This is a genomic window from Thermodesulfatator atlanticus DSM 21156, assembly GCF_000421585.1.
Classification (GTDB): domain Bacteria; phylum Desulfobacterota; class Thermodesulfobacteria; order Thermodesulfobacteriales; family Thermodesulfatatoraceae; genus Thermodesulfatator; species Thermodesulfatator atlanticus.
Window position 1 is genome coordinate 54,070 of sequence record NZ_ATXH01000005.1, and the last position, 20,548, is coordinate 74,617.

Consider the following 20,548-nt stretch of genomic DNA (forward strand, 5'->3'; position numbering starts at 1 on the left):
TCCTTTATTCTAATTCGTATGACCAAAAGTAAGCGATATTTCTTTCTTTTAAAAGTTCTTCTATTGATGGCAAAAAATCATGGGCCACGAGAACCAGTAAAGATTCAGAAAAGCCCTCTTTTTCCGTAATTTTTGAAGCATATTTTTCAAAGCGAGAAATCTCTTTACGTGATGGGCGGACCTTACATTCCCCTAAAATAAGGATTTCTTTAGTGTTTTTCTTGGCTTTGCCATAAATATTTATCTGGATGTCTTTGCGCCCGATGCGGAAATAACGTCTTATAAGACGACCTTCTACCTTGAGTCCATATCTATCCTTAAGAAGGCGCGGAAGCTCTTTGTAAGTTTTATTTTCAAGGCTATATCCCACAGAATTAGAAATCCCTTCCAGACGATCTTCTACCCTTTCAAGACGCACTTCAAAGGCATCCATGCGCCTTACTAGCTGGGCAATCTCTTGCTCAGTACGCTTCTGGGCTTCGGTGAGCTCTTTTACGGCAATTTCAAGTGCACTGATACGTTCTTCTGATTTTTTCTGAGCCTCAGTGAGTTCCTGAATAGACTGCCAGACCCTGGCAAAATTTTCGTTATTTCTTTTCTCAAAGTCTAAAAGCCTTTTTTCAATATGCTTCTGAGCCTCGGTGAGCTCTTTGATTGACTTTCCAAGGTCTCTGACTATTTCTTTTAATTCGTTGAATTCTTTTTTAGTAACAGACTCTTCGCGCTGGCGTTCGAACTCTTCAAGCAGGTTTAGGAGAACACGCCTTAGCTGTGGATCTACGTTTTCTAATTCTTTTATAAAAGCAACGCTTACTGGCATATTTCTAAATTATCCTATGGAAAAGTGAATGTGTCCATTAAAAGCGGGAGGAACCCCTCCCGCTTTTTTTAATTAATGCTTGAACACACGTTGTCCGGTAAACACCATAGCCACCGGGGGATCAGCTTCGTTGCATGCCTCAATTGATTCCCAGTCTCTTATTGATCCTCCTGGCTGAATAATGGCAGAAATCCCTTCTTTTATGGCTACATCTACGGCATCCCTGAAGGGGAAAAAGGCATCAGAGACCATAACAGAGCCCGGAAGCCCGGCTCTTTTGGCCTTGGTTTCTTCGTCGATTTCTATTTTTTGGGCTTCAGGACGCAGCCCTTTTCTTATTTCAAGCTCAAGCTGTTTGTAAGGGATACCGTAGCGGTCATAACACAAAAGATCTGCATATTTTACGTAGGCCTTAAAAATTGCTATCTCAGTGACTCCCACGCGATCCTGCTCTCCTGTGCCAATCGCCACTGTGCAGAGATCTTTTACAAAAAGAACCGAGTTAGACGTAACCCCTATTTCCACGGCCCAGCCAAAAATCATGTCTTCTATTTCGCGTTGGGTGGGCTCCCTTTTGCAACGCACTTCTTCCCCGTTTGGTTTTTTGGCCACGGCGGGCTTTAAGTCTTCAGGGCCTCTTACTTTATTTACCTGCGACTGCTGAACTATGATGCCTCCGTCCATAAGGCTTTTGAATTCTACCACCTTTTTGCCCCAGTATTCCTCAAGGCGATCAATGCGTTTAATACGAATAATGCGTAAGTTTTTGCGTTTTTTAAGGATTTCTACCGCACCTTCCTCGTACTCAGGGGCTGCCACTACCTCGAAATATTCTTTACTAATGGCTTCAGCACAGGCCTTGTCCACCGGGCGATTAAGGGCAATGGCCCCGCCAAAAGCAGCGATGCGGTCAGCCCGGAAAGCCCTTATGAAAGCTTCTTCAATGGTTTCGCCATGAGCTACCCCGCAGGGGTTGTTGTGTTTTACGATGACACAGGCAGGTTTGCGTGCAAGATAACGCAAAACGTTTAAAGAATTGTCAACGTCTGTGAGATTGGTTTTGCTGGGATGCTTCCCAAACTGGAGCATGTCTTCTTCGGAAAGGGAAGAAACAAGCCCCCAGCCAGGTTCGATGTATTCACACTCTCCTAGTACTAAATTGCCGCCAACAAGCTCGTATAAGGCTGCTTCCTGGTCGGGGTTTTCTCCGTAACGTAGGCCTCGTTCTTCAATCACTCCAGGTTCCACTTCGATTTTCCAGGTGCGTTTGCGATAAGTAAGGGTTTGGTCTCCAAAAATAAGCTTGATTTCTGAAGGGAAATGATCCCCAACAATGGTACGATACATTTTTTTGATATCTTCGCTCACGGGACCCCTCCTTTTAATTTTTTCTAAACATAGGCCTACCTCAAACTAGAAATTTTCTCAAATGCTATTTTTATGGAGCAAATCGTTTTATAATGCCTTGCATTCAGGTATAGAAGGAGTAAGCCATGGAAAACTTAAAAGATGTCCTTTGGGCTTGGGGAAAGACAAAAGGACTTGAAGGGCTTGAAATATACGCCTTTGAAGAAAAGGGGCTTAAAGTTGAAAAAAAAGACCGCAAGCTTGAAACCTTTCAGCCATATCTTGAAAAAGGCGTTGCCATAAGACTTATCAAAAATCATTCCTTGGGTTTTTCTTTCACCACTTCTTTTGATCCAGACGATCTCGTCTTTACCGCAGAAAGGGCTTATGAAATGGCGCTTTCCATGCCAAAAGACGATTACGAATTCCCTGAGCCCCAGGAATATCCAGGGATCGAACCTACAAGAAAAGAATTAATCTCAAGTGAAAAAGCCTTAATGTTGCTTGAGCAAATGGAAGAAGCCGCCTTTTCCTATGATAGCCGTGTGAAGCGCATCCAGGAAGTTGGGCTAAGTCACCGTCAGGGAAGGCTTTTTATGGCCAATAGCAAAGGTGTTGAAGCTTCCTGGTTTTATGGCGGTTTTTCTTTAGTGGCCGTAGTTGTTGCCATGACAGGTGCTGAAGCCCAGATGGGCTGGGAATGGCGTACGGCGCTAACCCCTGAGGAAATCTCTCCAGAAGAAATCGCTCAGAACGCTGCTTTTCGTGCGGTCTCACGCTTAGGGGCCAAACCTCTTGCGTCGCAAAAAGTTCATATTCTTCTGCCTCCGCATATTGCTGTTGAATTTCTTGAGCTCATCTCAGAGGCCCTTTCTGGAGACAACGTGCTTAAAGGCAAATCAGCCCTGGCAGGCAAGCTTGGCCAAAGCCTTTTCCCTTCTTTTGTAAGCATTGTTGATAATGGCCTTTTACTAGGAGCCCTGGGAACCAGACCTTTTGACGATGAGGGTGTGGCTCAGCGGGAAACCTACCTGGTACGCGAGGGGTGCCTTGAAGGCTTTTTGTTTGATTCTTATTGGGGAAGAAAGGCCGGGCAGGGTTCTACAGGAAATGCCAGGCGTGCTAACTTCAAAAATCCACCAACAGTTGGCCTTACAAATTTCTACTTAGAGCCAGGCGAAACACCCAGGGAAAGATTTTTTGATAAGCTTCCCGAGGTCTTTGAAGTCCTTGAAGTGCTGGGAATGCATACTGCTGATCCCATCTCTGGTGAATTTTCCATCGGGGTGTCGGGCCTTTTGCACCGCAAAGGTGAAAAAATTCCTGTCTCCGGTATGGCGTTATCTGGAGATGTTTTTAGCCTTTTCAAAGGAATAGAGGCCCTTGGCAGTGATCTGACTTTTTATGGCAACATAGGAAGCCCAAGCATTTTAACAGGTAAGCTGGATCTGGCAGGTGGCTAAAGTCTATATTTTTGAACGATGAAGAATTTTGGAGACCTTTGCAAAATACCTTGCAACGCTGATCTCTGCCATTTTGCAAAGGTCTCCAAAAAATTGCTTAACTTCTTTGAAAGGCTGGTTTATTGTCCTTATATAAGCCTTGAGAAATTTTTCTCTTGGCCGTTTTGATATACAAAAGAAAAGAAATCAAGCGGGAGGCTTTTATGAAAGACGTCTGTGAAATCAAAGTTAGCGACATTATGAGCAGATCTTTGGTCACCATAGGGATCGATGAGCCCTTTGAAGAAGTAATCAAAAACTTTGTAGATGCCAAAGTCCACGCGTTAATTGTGGTGGGTCCCGGTGGTGAATTTATGGGGGTTATAAGCCATACAGATGTTATCAATGCCCTTCATGAACACAAAGAAAAAGTCTTTGAGCTTGAGGCTGAAGATTTAATGTTCCCCAAACCTTTTACTATAGACGCCAATGCTAATCTCAAAGAAGCTGCAGCTATCATGACGAAAAACAAGATCCATCGTCTCTTGGTGCTTTCATCTTATTCCGGAAAGCTGCTTCCAGTGGGTATCATTTCGGCCACAGACATCATTCGCGCTATTGCTAGTTGTTGACGCTTTTTAAATCCTGCGCTATCCCTCGCAGAAAATCCTATTTTAGGAGGAATCACATGGCTCTTGAAAGAACGCTCAGTCTTATCAAACCTGATGGCGTCTCACGTAACCTGATCGGAGAAGTTTTGAGCTTTTTTGAAAAGGGTGGGCTTAAAGTCGTTGCCATGAAAATGCTTCACCTTACCAAGGCCCAGGCAGAAGAGTTTTACATTGTGCACAAAGAAAGACCTTTTTACCAGGAGCTTACCGAATACATGGCCTCAGGCCCGATTGTAGCCCTTGTGCTTGAAGGAGAAAATGCCATCTCTCGTTGTCGGGAAATCATGGGAGCTACTGATCCCGCAGAAGCTGCAGAAGGCACCATCCGCAAGACCTTTGCTTTGAGCAAGGGCGAAAACACCGTTCACGGCTCAGATAGCCCAGAATCCGCCGCCCGCGAAATCGCCTTCTTTTTCAGCGAGCTTGAAATCTGCCCCCGTTAATGACCGAAGAAGAAATTCTCAGACTGTTACGCCAAAAACTTATCCCCCAACACCGCGAGGTCATCTGCGGTGTGGGGGATGATTGCGCGGTGCTTGAAAGTGATTCCTTCTGGGAACTTATAACCACAGACACCATGGTTGAGGGTGTCCATTTTGACTTTGCTTATTTTTCGCCCTATGAACTTGGTCGCAAGCTTGCTGTGGTAAACCTAAGTGATATCGCCGCCATGGGCGGCGAGCCCTTTTGCGCGCTTCTTAATTTGAGTCTCCCCAGGGCGGTAAGACCTGAAATAGAATCATTCTTTCAGGGGCTTAAGGAACGTTTGGCGGAGTTTGGTGCCGAGCTTATTGGCGGAGACATAACCAGAAACAAATGCGGCTGGCACCTTAGCCTGACTATAATGGGTAAGGCCCCAAAGGGCGGAGTTGTTTTTCGCAAAGGGGCCAAAGAAGGAGACTTGCTTTACGTGTCCCGTGCCCTTGGGGGAGCTGCGGCTGCGCTTGAACTTTTTCAAAAAGGGATCGAGCCTCCTCCCTCTCTTAAAAAAGCCCACGTTGACCCAGATCCTGAGATAGAACTTGGTAAAATGCTTGCAAGAAATGGGCTTGCTTCTGCGATGATGGATATCTCTGATGGCTTACTTCTAGACCTTGCCCGCCTTTGTGAGGCCAATAACCTCGGGGCTGAGCTTTACGCCTCAAAAATTCCGGTCTTTCAAGAGCTTGAAAACTTACCCCTTGAAAAAGACCCCCTTCATTATGCCCTTTCAGGAGGAGAAGACTTCGCACTTTTGTTTTCAGTCCCACCTCAGCGCGAAAAGCTATTGAATATTTGCAAACGAACGCTTTTTTGTATTGGACGACTTATCTCCGAAAAAGGCCTATTTCTAATTGGAGAAAAAGAAAGAAAAGAAGTCTCTCCGCAAGGCTTTGATCATTTCGCTTAAAAGGCCTTGACACGGGCTTTCTCGTGCCTATGGTTCTCGTGTTTAAAAAATCAATCCTGGAGGAGAAGCCATGATCATAAAAAAAGAACATGCCGAAGTGTTGCTTAAGCTGCTCGCCTTTGAAGAAGAAACCAAAACCAAAGGGATGGATATCCTTGAGGCGGACCAGGACCTTTATCTTGAGCTCCAAATGCAGGCCCTGGTAAGGGAGTCAGCTCCTTTGAAGCGTGAACTTACTTACCTTGGCAAAGAGTTAGCCTTAGCCATACGAGAGTTGATAGAAAAAGGGGCTTTAGCAGCTCCAGAAAAGTGGCCAGAAGGTTTTCGTTTCCTTGGTACAGAAATAATTGCCATGCTTGAAGCAGCAGCATTGTCTGGCCAGGTGGGTCCTTTGGCAGTTGAGCCTCTTAAAGAGAGGGGGCTTGCTAAAGAGATCAAAGACAAAGAAACAGGCAAGGAATACATTGGCTTAACAGAGGCAGGAAAACGCATCTTTGAGATTTACCAGGCCCTTGAACCCGAGCTTGAGATCTCTGCCGCCCTTGCCCAGGAAATTCGTAAGCTCCCGGCAGGCCCGGCCAGGGCTTCGCTTCTCACCACCGACACCCACACCAAACATCTTTTAGAGGCGATGGGGCTTATCGCTTATAGTGTGCCTACTTCCGATGTTTATGCTTTTACTGCTCTGGGCCAGGCTGTTAAAAAGACACTTACTTACGGCGGTTTTGGAGAAGGCGATGTTCTTACCGGAGATATTCTCTGGGCCTTGGCTGATATTGCTGATGAAAAAGAAGTCCCTGAGGCCAGCATAGCTATCCTTCAAAGCCTTGGCTACATTGACCAGGCAAAAGAGCTGTTGCCTGCGGGATACTGGGCCCTTGAAGTCCTGCGCTTATGGAAACGAGACGTTATCCCTGACGCCTGGACCATTGCCCTTGAGGAAGAAGAGGTAGAAATCCTCCAGGCTATTGAACACCTTTGGCAAAAGGCCGAGAACAATCCCGAAGAAACCCCCACCTTTGACAACCTGCGGGCGGAAATGATTGATCGTAAGATCAAACAATATAAAGAAATACTTGCGCGCTACGGCCGCAAAATCGAAGAAATGCCCGAAAAATACCAGCAAATCGCAAGCCAGTTTATGGTGGCTAAAGACCTGGCTCGCTGGTATGACGACAATTTTACCTTGCGTTTAAGCCTGTACAGCCTTGAGTCCTTTAACCTGATTCACACCACCGAAGACCACAAGGGCAGAGAAGTATTTGCGCTCACCAAGTTTGGCAAAAAGGTCTTAAAAGATCAGGAAATAAAGACGCGTGAGATCTCCTCAACGGCGGTTAAAGCCATCACCATCACCAGGCGTTCTTTTTCAGCACCGAATGTTGAGTGGGTGGATGAGGCTTTAAACGCTGGTCTTTTGGGGACAGGAGAGCCTACGCAATCTGGTTTTATGTATGCTGAGCTTGCGGAGTCTATCTCCAGAATGCCGCATCTTACCCGCTATGAGGCTGAGATCCTTGCCACCATTCCTGCCCGTGGCATAAGTGTTGAGGAACTGTTTGACATCATAGGCGAAGGCAAAAGGCGCCGCTTTAAATGGGCCCTTGAAAAACTTGAAGCCCGCCATCTTATAAATGTCTTGCCTGATGGAAACATTATGGAAACCGAGGCCGGAGAACTCCTTGACCGGGCTGTCTCTGGGGTTTCCAAAAATTTCGGCCACCCCATTAACCCTCTTATCTACCGTGTGCTGAAGGCTTTGGCAGAGGTAGGGACCCTTTTCGTAAAGGAAAGACGTATTCGCATCTTGCCCAAAAACATCAAGGAAGCAGTGAAGAAAAGCGGGCTTCCACGGGATGTCTTTGACGAGGCCTTAAAGGCCGCAAGACATGCTGGCTACGTGGGCAAAAACACCATTACCGAGGCAGGCTATCTCGTCTTGCAAGCCGTTGAAAAGATGAACCCGCACGAGGAAGTAAAAACCTTTTATGCCGGGGAGGAAGGCTAGATGAAGTATTTCTTGGTGGCTCACACTCCTTTAGCTGCCGGGGAAGCGGGCTTTCCCCGCGAAGGGGAAAAGCCTTATTTCCCGGGGAGTCTTTTAAGGGCCTCAATGGAGGAGACCCTCTTTTTCTACGCCCTTGGGAAACATCCTGATTTTGCCGAACTCGTGCGGGTTTTCCTTTTGGCAGGTAAGTTTGAAAAAATCGCCACGGTAAGAGACTTTTTGCTCGCAATATTAAGGGGAAAATACCTTGAGCTCGAAGAGATTTCCTTGCCAGAAAAGATATGGCTTGGTGATATTTCCTCTCGTTTGGTTCAAACTATAGAAGTTTCTACAGGAAAAATTCTTAAAAAACGCGAACACCAGGTATTTATCGGAGTGGCTTCCTTTGAAGCAGAAATTCCCAGTGTTATGAAGTATGCAGGGCTAAGTTACTGTGAGTCTCTTGCTCGAGCAGAGCTTCGCCATTTTCGGGAGACAATGCCCAAACTCGTTCCTTTTTACGAAGATCTGACCAACCGTCTGAGAAGCTTTCAGATTCCACTTCGCACTGGCTACTGGACAGAAGACCCCTTCGGTGGGCTTCTTCTGGCATATTGGCGTGTAAAAGACGTAAGAAGCATTATCAAAAAGCGCTTCAAGCGTGACCCTTTACCCGAAACTCTTCTTTATTCTCCGAAAGACAAGGCCACCTTTGGCTGGGTAGAAATCACCGAAAGCATTTAATTTGGCAAAGGCCCTTCTTTGGACTTATTTTTTCATTGAGAAGTCCAAAGGAGGGCGTTATATGCAGGAACTTTGTCGCTATCAGGATCCTGTTAAAAAACACGAACTTTGCCTGGCACTTTTTAACATAGACGAAATCTTGATCCCGCCATTTCAGCGGGATTTGTCAGAAGGCCTTAAACGCAACCTTGAGCTTGCCATTGAAAAGCTTGGTTTTTTACATCCCATCATCGTAGTAGAAAACGAAAAGGGCTACTACGTGGTTGATGGTAGGCATCGCCTTGAAGCCTTAAAAGAGCTGGGATATCAGGAAATCGTCGGGATAATAGCCCCCAAGGAACTTGCCCTTCATATCCTTGAATTCAATACAGAAAAGCCACCAAACGTGAAAGAAAAGGCCAAACAGGCTTATCGCCTGTTTCAGGAATTTCTCAAAAAGGATCCCCAAACACTTGAAATTGATTTGCTGAGCTTTTTCAAACAGCCAGAGCTCATCACCTTCGGCTTTGTGTTAGAGGAGTTTGAGCCCAAATTCCCGGCAAGTTTTTACGAGTCTTTTATTTCAAAGATTGATCAGTTCTTGCATGAGCCGTTAGAAGAAGCAAGGGAAGAAAGGCGTCGTCGCGCGCAAAAACTTGTTGAACTTAACCAGGTGGTCAATGAAACTTACGCTAAATTGGGCTTGACCAACGCCCTTCTTAAGGGCGAAATTGTGCGCAAGGCGGTGCAATTGGCTTACGGAGTCAGAGTGCGTAAAATAGAAGACGAATTCTACGAAGCCGTTGAAAGGGTAAAAGAGGCCTGCGCCAAATTAGAACCTGATGAGTTTGGGGGCCATGAAATTTAGCCCGGAAGAAAAACCAAGGCTCCGCCCTGTGGACGCTTTCCCTGTGTCTTTGAGGGGCCAGGAGGTTATTCTGCTCAGGGATCCTTTGGGGTATGCAGCTTCTCCCCTTGCGGTGGCTAAGGAAATGGCGCCTTTGCTTGTAGCCCTTGACGGGAATCACTCGCTGCGCGATTTACAGGTAATCGCCGCCCGTGCCCTTGGTCGCCTGGTAATGCTTGAAGAAATCGAAAATTTTTTGGCAACCCTGGATAAAAACCTCTTTCTTGAGACTAAATATTTTGAAACTACGCGTCAAAAACTTGAAGACGAATTTCGAAGGCAAAAGACACGTCCAGCCACACATGCTGGTCAAAGCTACCCTGCTGAGGGTAAAGAGCTTAGCCAGTTTCTCGCAAATATCCTGGCGCTTTGGCCAGTACGTTCCCAATATTTTCCGCGGGCTATTATTGCACCGCATATTGACTTAAGGGCAGGGGCCAGGGCTTTTGCCGCTGCTTACCAGGGTCTTTCCTGGCCCAGAGGAGCAAGAATCATCCTCATAGGCACGGGACATTTCCTGGAAAGTGCTTTTTCTGTGGCGTATAAACATTTTGAGACCCCTTTAGGGCACGTCCCATATGATGAAGACTTTGTGTCTCGCCTTGAAAAAGAACTGAATATGGATCTTCGCGGGCACGAATGGGCCCATAAGCACGAACACTCTTTAGAATTTCAGGCCATTTTCCTGAAATATCTCCTGGGAGATTTTAAAATCGTGCCCATTTTGGTCTCAGGCCCACAGGGTGAGAGCAAAAATTCCCTTGAAAAACTTGCCCAAGCCTTAAAAAGGCTTGTTGACGAAAAGACGTTTTTGGTGACAGGGGTTGATTTTTGCCATTTAGGGCTACGTTACGGAGACAGGCAGCCTGCCGGGGAGCCCGAAAAACAAGAGGCCAAGATGTTTGACCATGAAATTCTGAAAAAGCTTCTTTCCCTTGATGCCGAAGGCTTTTACAAAACCCTTGCGCCTAAAGACAATTATTATAAAGTTTGCGGCTTTGGCCCCCTTTACGTATTAGCCCGTACGCTTTCAGGTAAAAACCTTACCGGCACGATTCTATATCAAGATGCCGTTGATTTTGGCCAAGGGTCGATTGTTTCCTTTGCTGCAGCGGCTTTTTTTGACCGTTAAAGAATTTTCTTTGATTAAAAACCGAAGCACATTTAAAATGAAGCTATGCCTGCGATTTTAGAAAACCTTGATTTTTCTCGCTGCCTTACCTGTCAGACCTGTGGAAACGGCTGTCCTTGTGGCCCTATTATGGATTATCTCCCTTTTCAAATAATGCGTTTGATCCAGCTTGGCGATATAGACACTGCTATCAAAAGCCAGGCCATCTGGATATGTGTGGGATGCAATTCCTGCACCTATGCCTGCCCCATGAAAATCGAAATTCCCGATGTGATGGACGCCTTAAGGGAAGAAGCCCTTAGGCGTGGAGTGGTTGCTGAAAAGGATATTTTTGAGTTCCACCGCCAGATGCTTCTTGCTTTGCGTCGTCGTGGGCGGGTAAATGAGCTTGAGCTTTCCCTTGCCTTTAAATTCAAAGAAAAACGCTGGCTTCAAGATTTTGGTTTGGGTATGAAAATGCTTGCTAAGCGTAAAATAAAAATTTGGCCCTCAGGGATAAAAAATCCCCGAGAACTAAGCCCCTTTTTTGAAAGATGTCCACTTTAAAAGTTTACGCTTATTACCCTGGATGTTCTTTGGAAGGCATGGCACGCGAGGCTGAAGAGGCCTTTTTTCGCGTGGCAGCCTATTGGAATATCAATTTGAAAGAAATCCCAGACTGGAACTGCTGTGGAAGCTCTTCTGCCCACAGTATTTGCCATGATCTTGCCCTTAAGCTTGCCTGGCGGGTCCTTGCCTTGTGCCCCGAAGACACCACTGAAATACTTACGATGTGCCCAAGTTGCTACACTCGCTTAAGGGTTGGGTTTGCCGAAGCCCTTGAAAGAAAAGAAGAATTTTTAGCTCTTTTTGGCAAAGAACCCAATTCGTCCTGGAGGGTAAGGCATTTTGTAGAAGTGCTAGGCGAAAAAGACTGGCAAAAAGTTCAAGGCAGCCCTCTTGCGGGGCTACGGTTAGCACCATATTACGGCTGTCTTCTTTTTGGGCCTGCAAAGCTTCCCCAGGAGATACGAGACGGGGTGCTTGAAGAAATGCTAGCTTCCCTGGGGGCTCAGGTAGTTTCATGGCGCTATGCCAAACAGTGCTGTGGCACTTATCTTTCCATTGTAAGGCCAGACTTTGTCAGTGAAATCGTTGCCAAAATGACAGACGAGGCTTACAGGCTTGGTATTGATGCCCTTGTTACGCCCTGTGTAATGTGCCAGCTAAACCTTGAAATGCGTGCTAAGGAAGATAGTTTTATTCCCATATTCCACTTAAGCGAAATATTGGCCCTTGCTCTTAAGCAGGGGGAAAGCTCCTGGTTCAAAAGACATCTCATTGATCCCCTCCCTCTTCTTATGCGCAAAGGTCTTCTGCCTTAAGATTTCTTGCTTTCATTCTGTTCCAAAATAGACTATTAAAACTTGCGACAAAAGTTTTTAACGAGAGCAAAGTCTTCGAAGATGTTCCAAAAAATTTGTGTCATAACTTTTTTGTTGTTTTTTGTTTTTGCTGGTAAATCTCTTGCCCGCACCCCTTGGCATATTACCGCCCAAAAAATGTCTTATCTTGCCGGAAAAAAAATCCTCATCGCCGAAGGAGACGTCTTAATCAAAAGCAAAAACATGACTATTTCGTGCACGAGGCTTGAATACGAACTAAAAAGCAAAACAGCCACTCTTTTTGGTCCGATTACCATAGACGCAGACGGCGATAACCTTTATGGAACTTACGGCTGGATAAACCTTGAGACCTTTCGCGGGGAGATTAGAAACGCTCACCTAAGCCTTGGCCCTGGAAAGATCGAAGCCTTTGCCCTTGGCACTACCAGGGTGCATCTTTTGGCCAAACGCATTCAAATCCTTGGCCGCGAAACTTACCAGGCCAAAAAAGCCTTAATCACCACCTGTGATGTTTGTTACTTAGAAAAGAAATGCGGCTCGCCCGATTGGAGTTTCAAATGCCGTGATCTCAAAGTCACTCCCGATGGCAAAGCAAGGGCCAGGGACCTTACTTTTAACCTCAAGCGCCTGCCGGTTTTTTACACCCCTTATCTTAGCCTGGCAGTGAAAACACGCAGGCACAGTGGATTCCTTATGCCAAGGCTTGTCCAGGGAACCAGCGAAGGTTTTGGCATCGAATGGCCATATTTCCTGGCAATAAACGACAGTTTTGACCTTACTTTTTATCCTTTTTACACGGGCAAAAGGGGCTTTATGGCAGGGGTTGAAGGAAATTATGCGCTCAGTGAAAAGAGCTTTGGCACCTTTCGCGCCCGCTATATCAAAGACCGCTTAAAAGACAACGATTACAATCAGGACGGCTTGATACGCACCAATCAAAACCGCTACTGGATAACCGGGAAGTTTGACCAGGAGCTTGCGCCTGGCTGGCCTTTGCGTCTTGATTTAGACATCCTCTCTGACCGGGATTTCCTCTATGAATTTTTGGGAGGGGATCTCGGTTTTGACCAGAGCAACCAGAGTTATCTTTACTATTTCGGTCGAGGGCTTGACGAAAAAAACAGCTTCTACCGCACCAATCGTCTGTGGCTTACCCATGCCTTTGGCGACTACTTCTTTCAAACAAGCGCTACTTATTACGATGGCGTCATCCCTGGCGACCAGCCCTATATTATGCAGCCCTTGCCAAGGGTTTATTTTTCCCGCTTAACGGCTCCGGTGTTGGGTTTGTTTAATTTTTCCCTGGAAAATGATTACGTTCGCTGGTGGCGCGAAAAAGGCTTTCGAGGGCATCGTTTGGAAATAATTCCAGAAGCAAGCATAAATCCTCATTTCTGGCAGCCCCTTGACCTGCGTTTTGCCTACCGGCTGCGCCAAGCATTTTATTGGGTTGATTGGCGGGATGGTATGGAAGGAGAAACTCTTTCTCGTACTTTGCCAGAGATTGAAGCCCGTGCGGGGATGAATTTTAGTCGTGTTTTTCGGACAAATCGTTTGGGTCTCGTAGGATTGAAGCATACCCTCAGGCCACAGCTTACTTTTTTTTATCGTCCCGAAGTAAACCAGGACGACCTTCCAGCTTTTACCATGGACGACCATCTTCCCCCTGTTAGCCGGATAGACTACGGCCTTTTGCAATTCGTAACTGCGAAAGAAAAGACCAATGACGGCTTTCGCTATTTTGATATGATAAGGCTCTGGATACACCAAAGTTATGATTTTCGTGAGGCCTCACGAGACTTGGAATCCCCTGACGACGAACGTAAACCCTTGTCAGACCTTTATGCCGAAGGAGAAGCCAACTTGCTAAAGAAAATCCATCTTCGCGCTACCACTTCGTATAATTTTTACGGCCTGGGATGGGCAAGTGCTAATCTTTCGGCAAGCCTGCGTAATGACCGGGGAGAGTCCTTTGGTTTTGATTACCGCTGGGATAAGTTCCGCAAGATTAAACAAATAAATATGCGCTTTCTCAAAAACGTTTTCCGTGGGTTCTGGTTTGGTTATCGGGTGCAATACAGCCTAAAGGAAGGAGAAGCTACCTCTTCAGAAATGCACTTTGAGTATCGTACCAAGTGCTGGTGGGCCTATGTCAAATTTTACTATAATCCCCACGAAACCAGGTATTCTTTTTATATCAATCTGGTGGGCATAGGTGGCTGGGGACGTTGACGCGAGTCCTTAAAGCCCATACGCTAATCAAATTACAGTGAAGTGTTATCCGAAATAAAGGGAGCTTTAAATGAAGATAGCCCTAGCGCAAACAAACCCTAAGATAGGAGATTTTGAAGGAAATACTCAAAAAATTTTGGAGTTCATAGAAAAGGCCAAAGAAAAGCAGGCTGACCTGGTAGTCTTTCCGGAGCTTTCTATCTGTGGTTATCCCCCGCGGGATCTCCTCACGCGCCAGGAGTTTCTAAAGGCCGCAGAAAAGGCTTTTTCAAAGATAAAGGCCCAAATAAAAGGGATAACTGCTGTTATTGGACTTCCGCGGGCGCGAAAGAAATCTTCCCACCCCCCTTTTGAAAACCAAGCCGTGGTTATTGCCGATGGGGAAGAAGTCCTTAATTATGCCAAAAATCTCCTGCCACCTTACGATATCTTTGATGAGCCCCGCTATTTTAGCCCTCGTTATGAGACAGCTTGCTTTTTATTAAAAGGCAGAAGTATCGGCTTAAGTGTTTGTGAAGACATCTGGCATCATCGAGATTTTCTTGCCTTTGATTATGACTTTGATCCCTTAGAGGGCCTTGCTGGAAGGATTGAGGTCTTGATAAACATTTCTGCAAGCCCTTACTACGTTGGCAAAATCGAGGTGCGCAAAAGGCTTCTTTCCGCGCAAGCAAGACGCCTTGGCTGCTATGTTTTTTACTGCAACCAGGTGGGAGCAAATGATCATCTCATCTTTGACGGGCAAAGTCTTGTGTTTTCGCCTGAAGGGGAACTCATAGGTGAAGCCTGCGATTTTGAAGAAGATTTACTTCTCATTGACCTGGGAGATCCGACCCCAGTGGGGCATCAGGTTTCAACACGCAGGGAAGAGAGCCTTCTTAAGGCCCTTGTCTTTGGGGTCAAGGAATATTTTCGCAAAACAGGCTTTAAGGGCGCACTGATTGGTCTTTCTGGAGGTATTGATTCCTCGGTGACAGCGGCTATTGCCACGTTTGCGCTTGGGGCAGAAAATGTCTTAGGGGTGCTTATGCCCTCTCCCTATACCAGCCAGGAAAGTAACGAAGACGCCCTGGCTTTAGCGCAAAACCTCGGGATTAAAACCATAACTATCCCGATTACTGATACTTTTATGGCGCTTCGGGGCGAGCTTGCTAAGGCCTTTGGTCGTGAGCCAAAAACCCTTACCCAGGAAAACCTCCAGGCACGTATTAGGGGGAACATCCTTATGGCCCTTGCCAATGAGTTCGGTTGTCTTGTGCTTAACACCGGCAATAAAAGTGAAATAGCAGTAGGTTATTGTACGCTTTATGGGGATACCTGCGGGGCGATTTCTGTTTTAGGTGATGTTTTAAAAAACGATGTTTACGCCCTGGCACGTGAGATTAACCGTAAAGGAGAAATAATTCCTGAAAGGGTGCTTATTAAGCCGCCTTCTGCTGAACTTCGCCCTGACCAAAAGGACGAAGACGATCTTCCTCCTTATCGTATTCTGAACCCCATTGTCAAAGCCTTTGTGGAAGAGGGGAAAAGTGCTGAGGAGATAATTGCTCAGGGATTTCCCCCTGAGGTTGTTAAGGAAGTTCTAAAGCGTATCAGGGTTGAAGAATACAAGCGCTGGCAGCTTCCACCTACTTTAAGAGTCAGTCCACGGGCTTTTGGCTATGGCTGGCGCTACCCCATTGCCCAGGGCTTTCTCTTTGAAGGCTAGTTACCAGAATTGCCACTGATGGGTAATTAGAACATAAATAGCAAGGCCTAGGTTAGTCACCATGTGAGAAAGAATGGGTACCCAAAGATTGTGCGTATAACAAAGGAGCCCGCCATAAACTACCCCTGCAAAAAAACCTGGTACAACGCGAAAATGCTCTAGAGCAAAAAGAAGCGCGGTAACCCAGAAGGAAAAATGCGTATAAGCCCCCAGGGGAACTTTTTGGAAGTCTTTGTCTATGAGGTAGCGCATTAAAAATGAACGCCAAAAAAGTTCCTCCATGATAGGAACAACAATCACAGCCCCGAAAATCCTTGCCGCAATCCAGGAAAAAGCAACCAGCGAAGAGGCCCCCTGGGCCAAAGGAGAGGTGTCAGAGGGTGTACCTATTTTTGGGAAAAGGCCTTCACCTCCAACCCAGACAACTAAAACAGCCAAGCCGGTTACACAGGCAAGGAGAATTTCTTTTAAAGAAATCCTAGTGTAAAGCTCTTGATAGTGCCTGCGCCAGCAAAATAAAAGCCCGCCTACTAAAAAAGTTTTGAGCATATAAACAGGGAAAACAAAATGAGAAGGGAGCTTTGAGCCTATAAAGGTAAGTCCAAGAAAAACTGCAAACGGTATAACGTAATGCCTTGTTTGGGCCATCACATTATGCTAATCGGAAAAAGTGATGAAAGACAATAAAACTTTTAAGGGGTATGTTCAGGTTTATACCGGAAACGGTAAGGGGAAAACCACCGCAGCCCTTGGTTTAGCACTTCGTGCCCTGGGGGCTGGGTTCAAAGTTTTTTTAGGCCAATTTCTTAAATCTGGAGAATATAACGAAATAAAAGCCCTTAAAAAATTTTCCCCTGCCATAGAAATGGCTCAATTTGGACGGGGTTGTTTTGTCAGAGGAAAGCCCTCTCAAGAAGATATCCGCCTGGCACAAGAGGGTTTTCTTGTCTGTCAGGAAAAGATTTCCTCTGGAGAGTTTAATCTGGTAATAATGGATGAACTAAATCTGGTTTTATATTTTGGTCTTCTTCCTGAAGAAGAGGTCTTGGATCTTCTAAGAAAAAAACCCACTCATGTGGAAGTAGTGATAACGGGAAGATATGCTCCCAAGGCCCTTATAGAGGCCGCAGATCTTGTGACTGAAATGCGTGAAATCAAGCATTATTATGCCAAAGGAGTTAAAGCCCGTGAGGGCATTGAAAGATAAATATTGAGCTCAAGACCTTTGCCAAGCCCCCTCCTCGATTGTGCTTGTATCTCTAATTGTTGTAATTTTCCAAAGGTTTCAGGCTATGCAAGTACTATTACGTTAGGAAATCTGCACAAAGTTCCTGCACGCGCCCTGTCAGCACGAGCCAAGCCAAAGGCGTGTCATGGCGTTTCAGGATTCCCATGTGGTTGAGCGAGCAACACTGATGTCAACAATTGTAGATGTCACAAGAGCTAATTGCTTTGTCCAGTAAGATGAGAGGTGTTCAGTTTTTCTTGATTATTGTTTTTAAAAAGGTTACAAAAAAATTATGGAAGAAAAACTCCTTATGGGTGAAAATGAAATAGACCGAGCTTTGACGCGCATTGCGCATCAGATTCTTGAGCGCAACCACGGGTGCAAAGACCTGGTCTTAATTGGTATTCGCACAGGTGGTGTGCCTCTTGCCGAGCGCTTACAACGCAAAATAAAAGAAATAGAAGGTGTAGAGGTCCCTGTGGGGGTGCTTGATATCACCCTTTACCGCGATGACTGGAGCCTTGCGTCCCCTCAGCCTGTTGTCCGCAAAACAGACATCCCTTTTCCCATTGACAATAAAGTCGTTGTCCTGGTGGATGATGTTATTTTTACCGGGCGGACTATTCGGGCTGCCCTAGACGCCCTGATAGATTTCGGGCGCCCCCGTAAAGTGGAGCTTGCGGTTCTGGTTGACAGGGGCCACAGAGAACTTCCCATAGAGCCAACTTATACGGGCTTTAATATTTCAACTCTTCCCAACGAACACGTTACCGTACGTTTAAAAGAAATTTCCGGCAAAGATGAGGTCGTCCTTGAAAGATATTGATGATAAGCCCTCTTTTCCTTCAAAAGGGCTTGCCTTTGCCAAACGTTTGCAAACAAAGTGGCTAGGCAAGCAAATCATTTTTCATCGCGAATTAGCCTCTACCCAGGATGAAGCTAAAAAACATATTTTTTCTGCGCCTTCTGGTTTAGTCATCTGGGCAGACAGGCAGACCAAGGGGCGTGGGCGTTTGAGCCGTAGCTGGTTATCACCCAGAGGGGCTGGTCTTTATTTTTCTGTCTTGTTAAAAGAGCCCCTGGCTCATCCTTTGCCGCTTTATGGTCTGGCAACTGCCCTTGGCGTGGCAACTGCTCTTGAAGAAATTTTACATGTGCCCTGTTTTGTTAAATGGCCTAATGACGTATTGCTTGGTGGTAAAAAAGTTGCAGGTATTTTGCTGGAAAGTTTTGAAAAAAGCTTAATTATCGGCATTGGGATAAACGTTTCTTTTAAAAAAGAAGATTTTCCACCTGATTTACGTAAAAAGGCCACTTCTATTTATCTTGAGACTGGCATAAGGCTTAGCCGGGCGCGTATTTTGCGTTCGGTCTTAAAAGAGCTAGAAATTCTTTACGAGAAAATCCTTCAAAAAGGATTCCCAGCTATTGAAGACCTATGGCGCGCAAAGGACGTAGCCGCAGGAAGCAGAGTGATCCTTAAACGGGGAGAACAATTAATAAAAGGCCTAGCCCTTGGCCCTGCCTCAGATGGAACTTTGCTGCTTAAAACCAGCACAGGTTTAATGCATGTCTATTCAGGTGAAATTCTCATGTGGGAAATAAGCGGCTGGGAAAATCCACGCGCGGCTTGATATTGTTCAAATCCTTCCCTCAGAGTAAACTTCCATAGATAAATTCTATGAAATCGAGGCCGCTTATGACCATTAAAGAACAAGCTCAAAAGGGCATTATCACCCCGGAGATTGAAACATGTGCCAAAAATGAAGGGATTGATCCAGAGAAACTTTGTAAGCTTGTGGCTGAGGGGAGGGCAGTTGTTCCGGCCAATAAAAAATTTAAGCTTGCCAAGCCTTGCGCCGTAGGGGCCGGATTGCGCACCAAGGTAAACGCTAACATTGGAACCTCTAAGGACCTTCCAGATGTAGAGCCAGAGCTTGAAAAATTAAAAGTAGCCCTTGAAGCTGGGGCTGATGCCATAATGGATCTTTCCACCGGCGGTCCCATCGATGAAATCAGAAAAAAAATTCGCGAAAACTGCCCTGTCCCATTGGGAACCGTCCCTATATATCAAGCCGCGGTAGAGGCGGTTGAAAATAAAAAACCCATTGTTGAGATGACGGTGCGTGATATGTTCCGTGCCGTTGAAAAACATGCTGAAGATGGCGTTGATTTTATGACCATCCACTGTGGGGTTACGCGCACGGTGCTTGAGCGTTTCAACTACTCTCAGCGCATATTAGGAGTGGTTTCCCGCGGAGGCTCTTTCCTGGTGGAGTGGATGGTTTACAACAACAAAGAAAATCCTTTTTACGAGCATTTTGATGACCTTTTAGCCATTGCCAGGGAATATGAAATTACCCTTTCCTTGGGAGACGGCATAAGACCGGGCTGTTTGGCTGATGCTACCGATGGGCCTCAAATACAGGAACTTATCATCCTGGGAGAATTGACCCTGCGAGCCTGGGATGCCGGGGTTCAAGTGATGATAGAAGGTCCGGGGCATGTGCCCCTTGACCAGATCGAAGCCAATATAAAGCTTGAAAAAGAGCTTTGCCACGGGGCCCCGTTTTATGTTTTAGGGCCCCTTGTTACTGATATCGCCCCCGGTTATGACCACATTGGCTGTGCTATCGGGGGTGCTATTGCTGCTGCGGCTGGGGCGGATTTTCTTTGTTATGTCACCCCAGCAGAGCATCTGCGTTTACCTACTATTGAAGACGTGCGCGAAGGGGTTATCGCTGCGCGTATTGCAGCACATGCCGCTGACATTGCCAAAGGGATCCCAGGTGCCATGGAAAAAGATATCGCTATGGCCAAAGCCCGTGCCAAGCTTGACTGGGAAGAGCAAATCAAGCTTTCTATTGACCCTGAAAAAGCCCGGCGTTATCGCTTAGAAGGCGGGGTTTCTAAAGGGCGCGCCTGTACGATGTGTGGGGAGTATTGTGCTATCAAGGTGTTTGAGCGGGCGCGAAAGAAGAAATTTTTTGTAAGAGGGTCAGAATAAAAAAAAAGGCGCCGTAAGGCGCCTTTTTCTAAGCAAACTTGTTTAGTATCCAGGTAATTATTTCGCTTTTAAGTTTCATGTTATCTTCTTCGGTCATGTTGGTGAGCCAGCGTCTTATCCATTTTTGTACGCGATTAAAATGGGCCTGATTTAGCTTTTCGCCATAGACCATTTCAAGGGCTTGCAGATACCAGATGAAAATAGCGTGAAGCGGAATACATTGATATTCAAGGGTTATAGGATAAAGAGCTTCGTAAAAAGCACGATTTATAAATTTTTTGTCAGGCTCACTCCCAAACTTGCGAATCACTAAGCGCGAGACATTTTCTTCTTCCTCGCCTTCCTTAGGGATGTCCTGCTGGCGTTCGGAAAGAAGCTGCATATTTTCGTTGAGCATATCCATGCGCTCGCGGTTAAGCTTTATAATCTCTTCCTGAAGTTGCCCCAGGGCAAGTGGGTTTTCTCTTTCGCGGTAATATTTGGCTAACTTTTGCCGTAAGGCTGATTTTCTTGAGCGACCACCCATAGTATTCACCTCTTTTGCATTTTCTCTTAAAAGCTTAAACTTG

20 protein-coding genes are annotated in these 20,548 nt (G+C 46.0%); 16 read left to right on the forward strand and 4 right to left on the reverse strand.

Going from position 1 to position 20,548, the window contains the following annotated elements; translation table 11 throughout:
* Positions 1-4: 4 nt before the first annotated feature.
* Positions 5-820 (reverse strand): hypothetical protein, encoded by an 816-nt coding sequence (locus H528_RS0103200; protein WP_022852905.1) that lies wholly within the window; start codon positions 818-820, stop codon positions 5-7.
* A 72-nt stretch (positions 821-892) separates the two neighbouring features.
* A complete protein-coding gene (locus H528_RS0103205; protein WP_022852906.1) occupies positions 893-2,188 on the reverse strand; it encodes an AICARFT/IMPCHase bienzyme formylation region in 1,296 nt (431 codons plus the stop codon).
* A 125-nt stretch (positions 2,189-2,313) separates the two neighbouring features.
* On the opposite strand from H528_RS0103205, the gene H528_RS0103210 reads away from it, so the two are divergent.
* The 12 genes from H528_RS0103210 to H528_RS0103270 all read left to right on the forward strand — a co-directional run bounded on the left by H528_RS0103210 (position 2,314) and on the right by H528_RS0103270 (position 15,744).
* Positions 2,314-3,630 carry a TldD/PmbA family protein gene (locus tag H528_RS0103210; protein ID WP_022852907.1) on the forward strand — a complete coding sequence of 439 codons (1,317 nt, stop codon included), beginning with the start codon at positions 2,314-2,316 and terminating at the stop codon, positions 3,628-3,630.
* Positions 3,631-3,833: 203 nt separating this feature from the next.
* Positions 3,834-4,241: a CBS domain-containing protein gene (locus tag H528_RS0103220; RefSeq protein WP_022852909.1), complete on the forward strand. Its 408-nt coding sequence runs from the start codon at positions 3,834-3,836 to the stop codon at positions 4,239-4,241.
* Between the two features lie 56 nt (positions 4,242-4,297).
* On the forward strand, positions 4,298-4,723 hold the full coding sequence (gene ndk / locus H528_RS0103225; protein WP_022852910.1) for a nucleoside-diphosphate kinase: 426 nt from the start codon (positions 4,298-4,300) through the stop codon (positions 4,721-4,723).
* Positions 4,723-5,670, forward strand: a complete 948-nt coding sequence (gene thiL, locus H528_RS0103230) for a thiamine-phosphate kinase (RefSeq protein ID WP_022852911.1) — start codon at positions 4,723-4,725, stop codon at positions 5,668-5,670. The genes ndk and thiL overlap by 1 nt, the downstream gene beginning before the upstream one ends.
* 70 nt (positions 5,671-5,740) lie before the next feature.
* Positions 5,741-7,678, forward strand: coding sequence for a DUF505 domain-containing protein (locus H528_RS0103235; protein WP_022852912.1), 1,938 nt, complete (start codon positions 5,741-5,743; stop codon positions 7,676-7,678).
* On the forward strand, positions 7,679-8,401 hold the full coding sequence (locus H528_RS0103240; protein WP_022852913.1) for a hypothetical protein: 723 nt from the start codon (positions 7,679-7,681) through the stop codon (positions 8,399-8,401). It begins immediately after the preceding gene.
* Positions 8,402-8,462: 61 nt separating this feature from the next.
* Positions 8,463-9,248 (forward strand): ParB/RepB/Spo0J family partition protein, encoded by a 786-nt coding sequence (locus H528_RS0103245; RefSeq protein ID WP_022852914.1) that lies wholly within the window; start codon positions 8,463-8,465, stop codon positions 9,246-9,248.
* On the forward strand, positions 9,238-10,419 hold the full coding sequence (gene amrB, locus H528_RS0103250) for an AmmeMemoRadiSam system protein B (RefSeq protein WP_169352764.1): 1,182 nt from the start codon (positions 9,238-9,240) through the stop codon (positions 10,417-10,419). Before H528_RS0103245 ends, amrB begins: the two co-directional genes overlap by 11 nt.
* A 45-nt stretch (positions 10,420-10,464) precedes the next feature.
* The gene (locus tag H528_RS12480) at positions 10,465-10,965 is read left to right on the forward strand and encodes a 4Fe-4S dicluster domain-containing protein (protein ID WP_022852916.1); all 501 of its coding nucleotides are present in this window, start codon (positions 10,465-10,467) and stop codon (positions 10,963-10,965) included.
* Positions 10,953-11,783: a heterodisulfide reductase-related iron-sulfur binding cluster gene (locus H528_RS0103260; RefSeq protein ID WP_022852917.1), complete on the forward strand. Its 831-nt coding sequence runs from the start codon at positions 10,953-10,955 to the stop codon at positions 11,781-11,783. Before H528_RS12480 ends, H528_RS0103260 begins: the two co-directional genes overlap by 13 nt.
* Before the next feature lie 114 nt (positions 11,784-11,897).
* Entirely contained in the window at positions 11,898-14,036 is a 2,139-nt protein-coding gene (locus H528_RS0103265; protein WP_169352765.1) for an LPS-assembly protein LptD, read from the forward strand.
* A 70-nt stretch (positions 14,037-14,106) separates the two neighbouring features.
* Positions 14,107-15,744, forward strand: a complete 1,638-nt coding sequence (locus tag H528_RS0103270; protein ID WP_022852919.1) for an NAD+ synthase — start codon at positions 14,107-14,109, stop codon at positions 15,742-15,744.
* Here H528_RS0103270 and H528_RS0103275 read toward each other — a convergent pair whose 3' ends face one another.
* Positions 15,745-16,392, reverse strand: coding sequence for a CAAX prenyl protease-related protein (locus H528_RS0103275; protein ID WP_022852920.1), 648 nt, complete (start codon positions 16,390-16,392; stop codon positions 15,745-15,747).
* Between the two features lie 25 nt (positions 16,393-16,417).
* Between H528_RS0103275 and cobO the strand changes: the two genes are divergently transcribed.
* The 4 genes from cobO to thiC all read left to right on the forward strand — a co-directional run bounded on the left by cobO (position 16,418) and on the right by thiC (position 19,979).
* Positions 16,418-16,951 (forward strand): cob(I)yrinic acid a,c-diamide adenosyltransferase, encoded by a 534-nt coding sequence (gene cobO, locus H528_RS0103280; protein ID WP_022852921.1) that lies wholly within the window; start codon positions 16,418-16,420, stop codon positions 16,949-16,951.
* A gap of 313 nt (positions 16,952-17,264) precedes the next feature.
* Positions 17,265-17,798: a bifunctional pyr operon transcriptional regulator/uracil phosphoribosyltransferase PyrR gene (gene pyrR / locus H528_RS0103285; RefSeq protein ID WP_022852922.1), complete on the forward strand. Its 534-nt coding sequence runs from the start codon at positions 17,265-17,267 to the stop codon at positions 17,796-17,798.
* A complete protein-coding gene (locus tag H528_RS12485; RefSeq protein ID WP_022852923.1) occupies positions 17,785-18,606 on the forward strand; it encodes a biotin--[acetyl-CoA-carboxylase] ligase in 822 nt (273 codons plus the stop codon). The genes pyrR and H528_RS12485 overlap by 14 nt, the downstream gene beginning before the upstream one ends.
* A gap of 47 nt (positions 18,607-18,653) precedes the next feature.
* Positions 18,654-19,979: a phosphomethylpyrimidine synthase ThiC gene (gene thiC, locus H528_RS0103295; protein WP_245540423.1), complete on the forward strand. Its 1,326-nt coding sequence runs from the start codon at positions 18,654-18,656 to the stop codon at positions 19,977-19,979.
* Positions 19,980-20,007: 28 nt separating this feature from the next.
* Here thiC and H528_RS0103300 read toward each other — a convergent pair whose 3' ends face one another.
* Positions 20,008-20,505 carry a hypothetical protein gene (locus H528_RS0103300; protein ID WP_022852925.1) on the reverse strand — a complete coding sequence of 166 codons (498 nt, stop codon included), beginning with the start codon at positions 20,503-20,505 and terminating at the stop codon, positions 20,008-20,010.
* Positions 20,506-20,548: the final 43 nt, after the last annotated feature.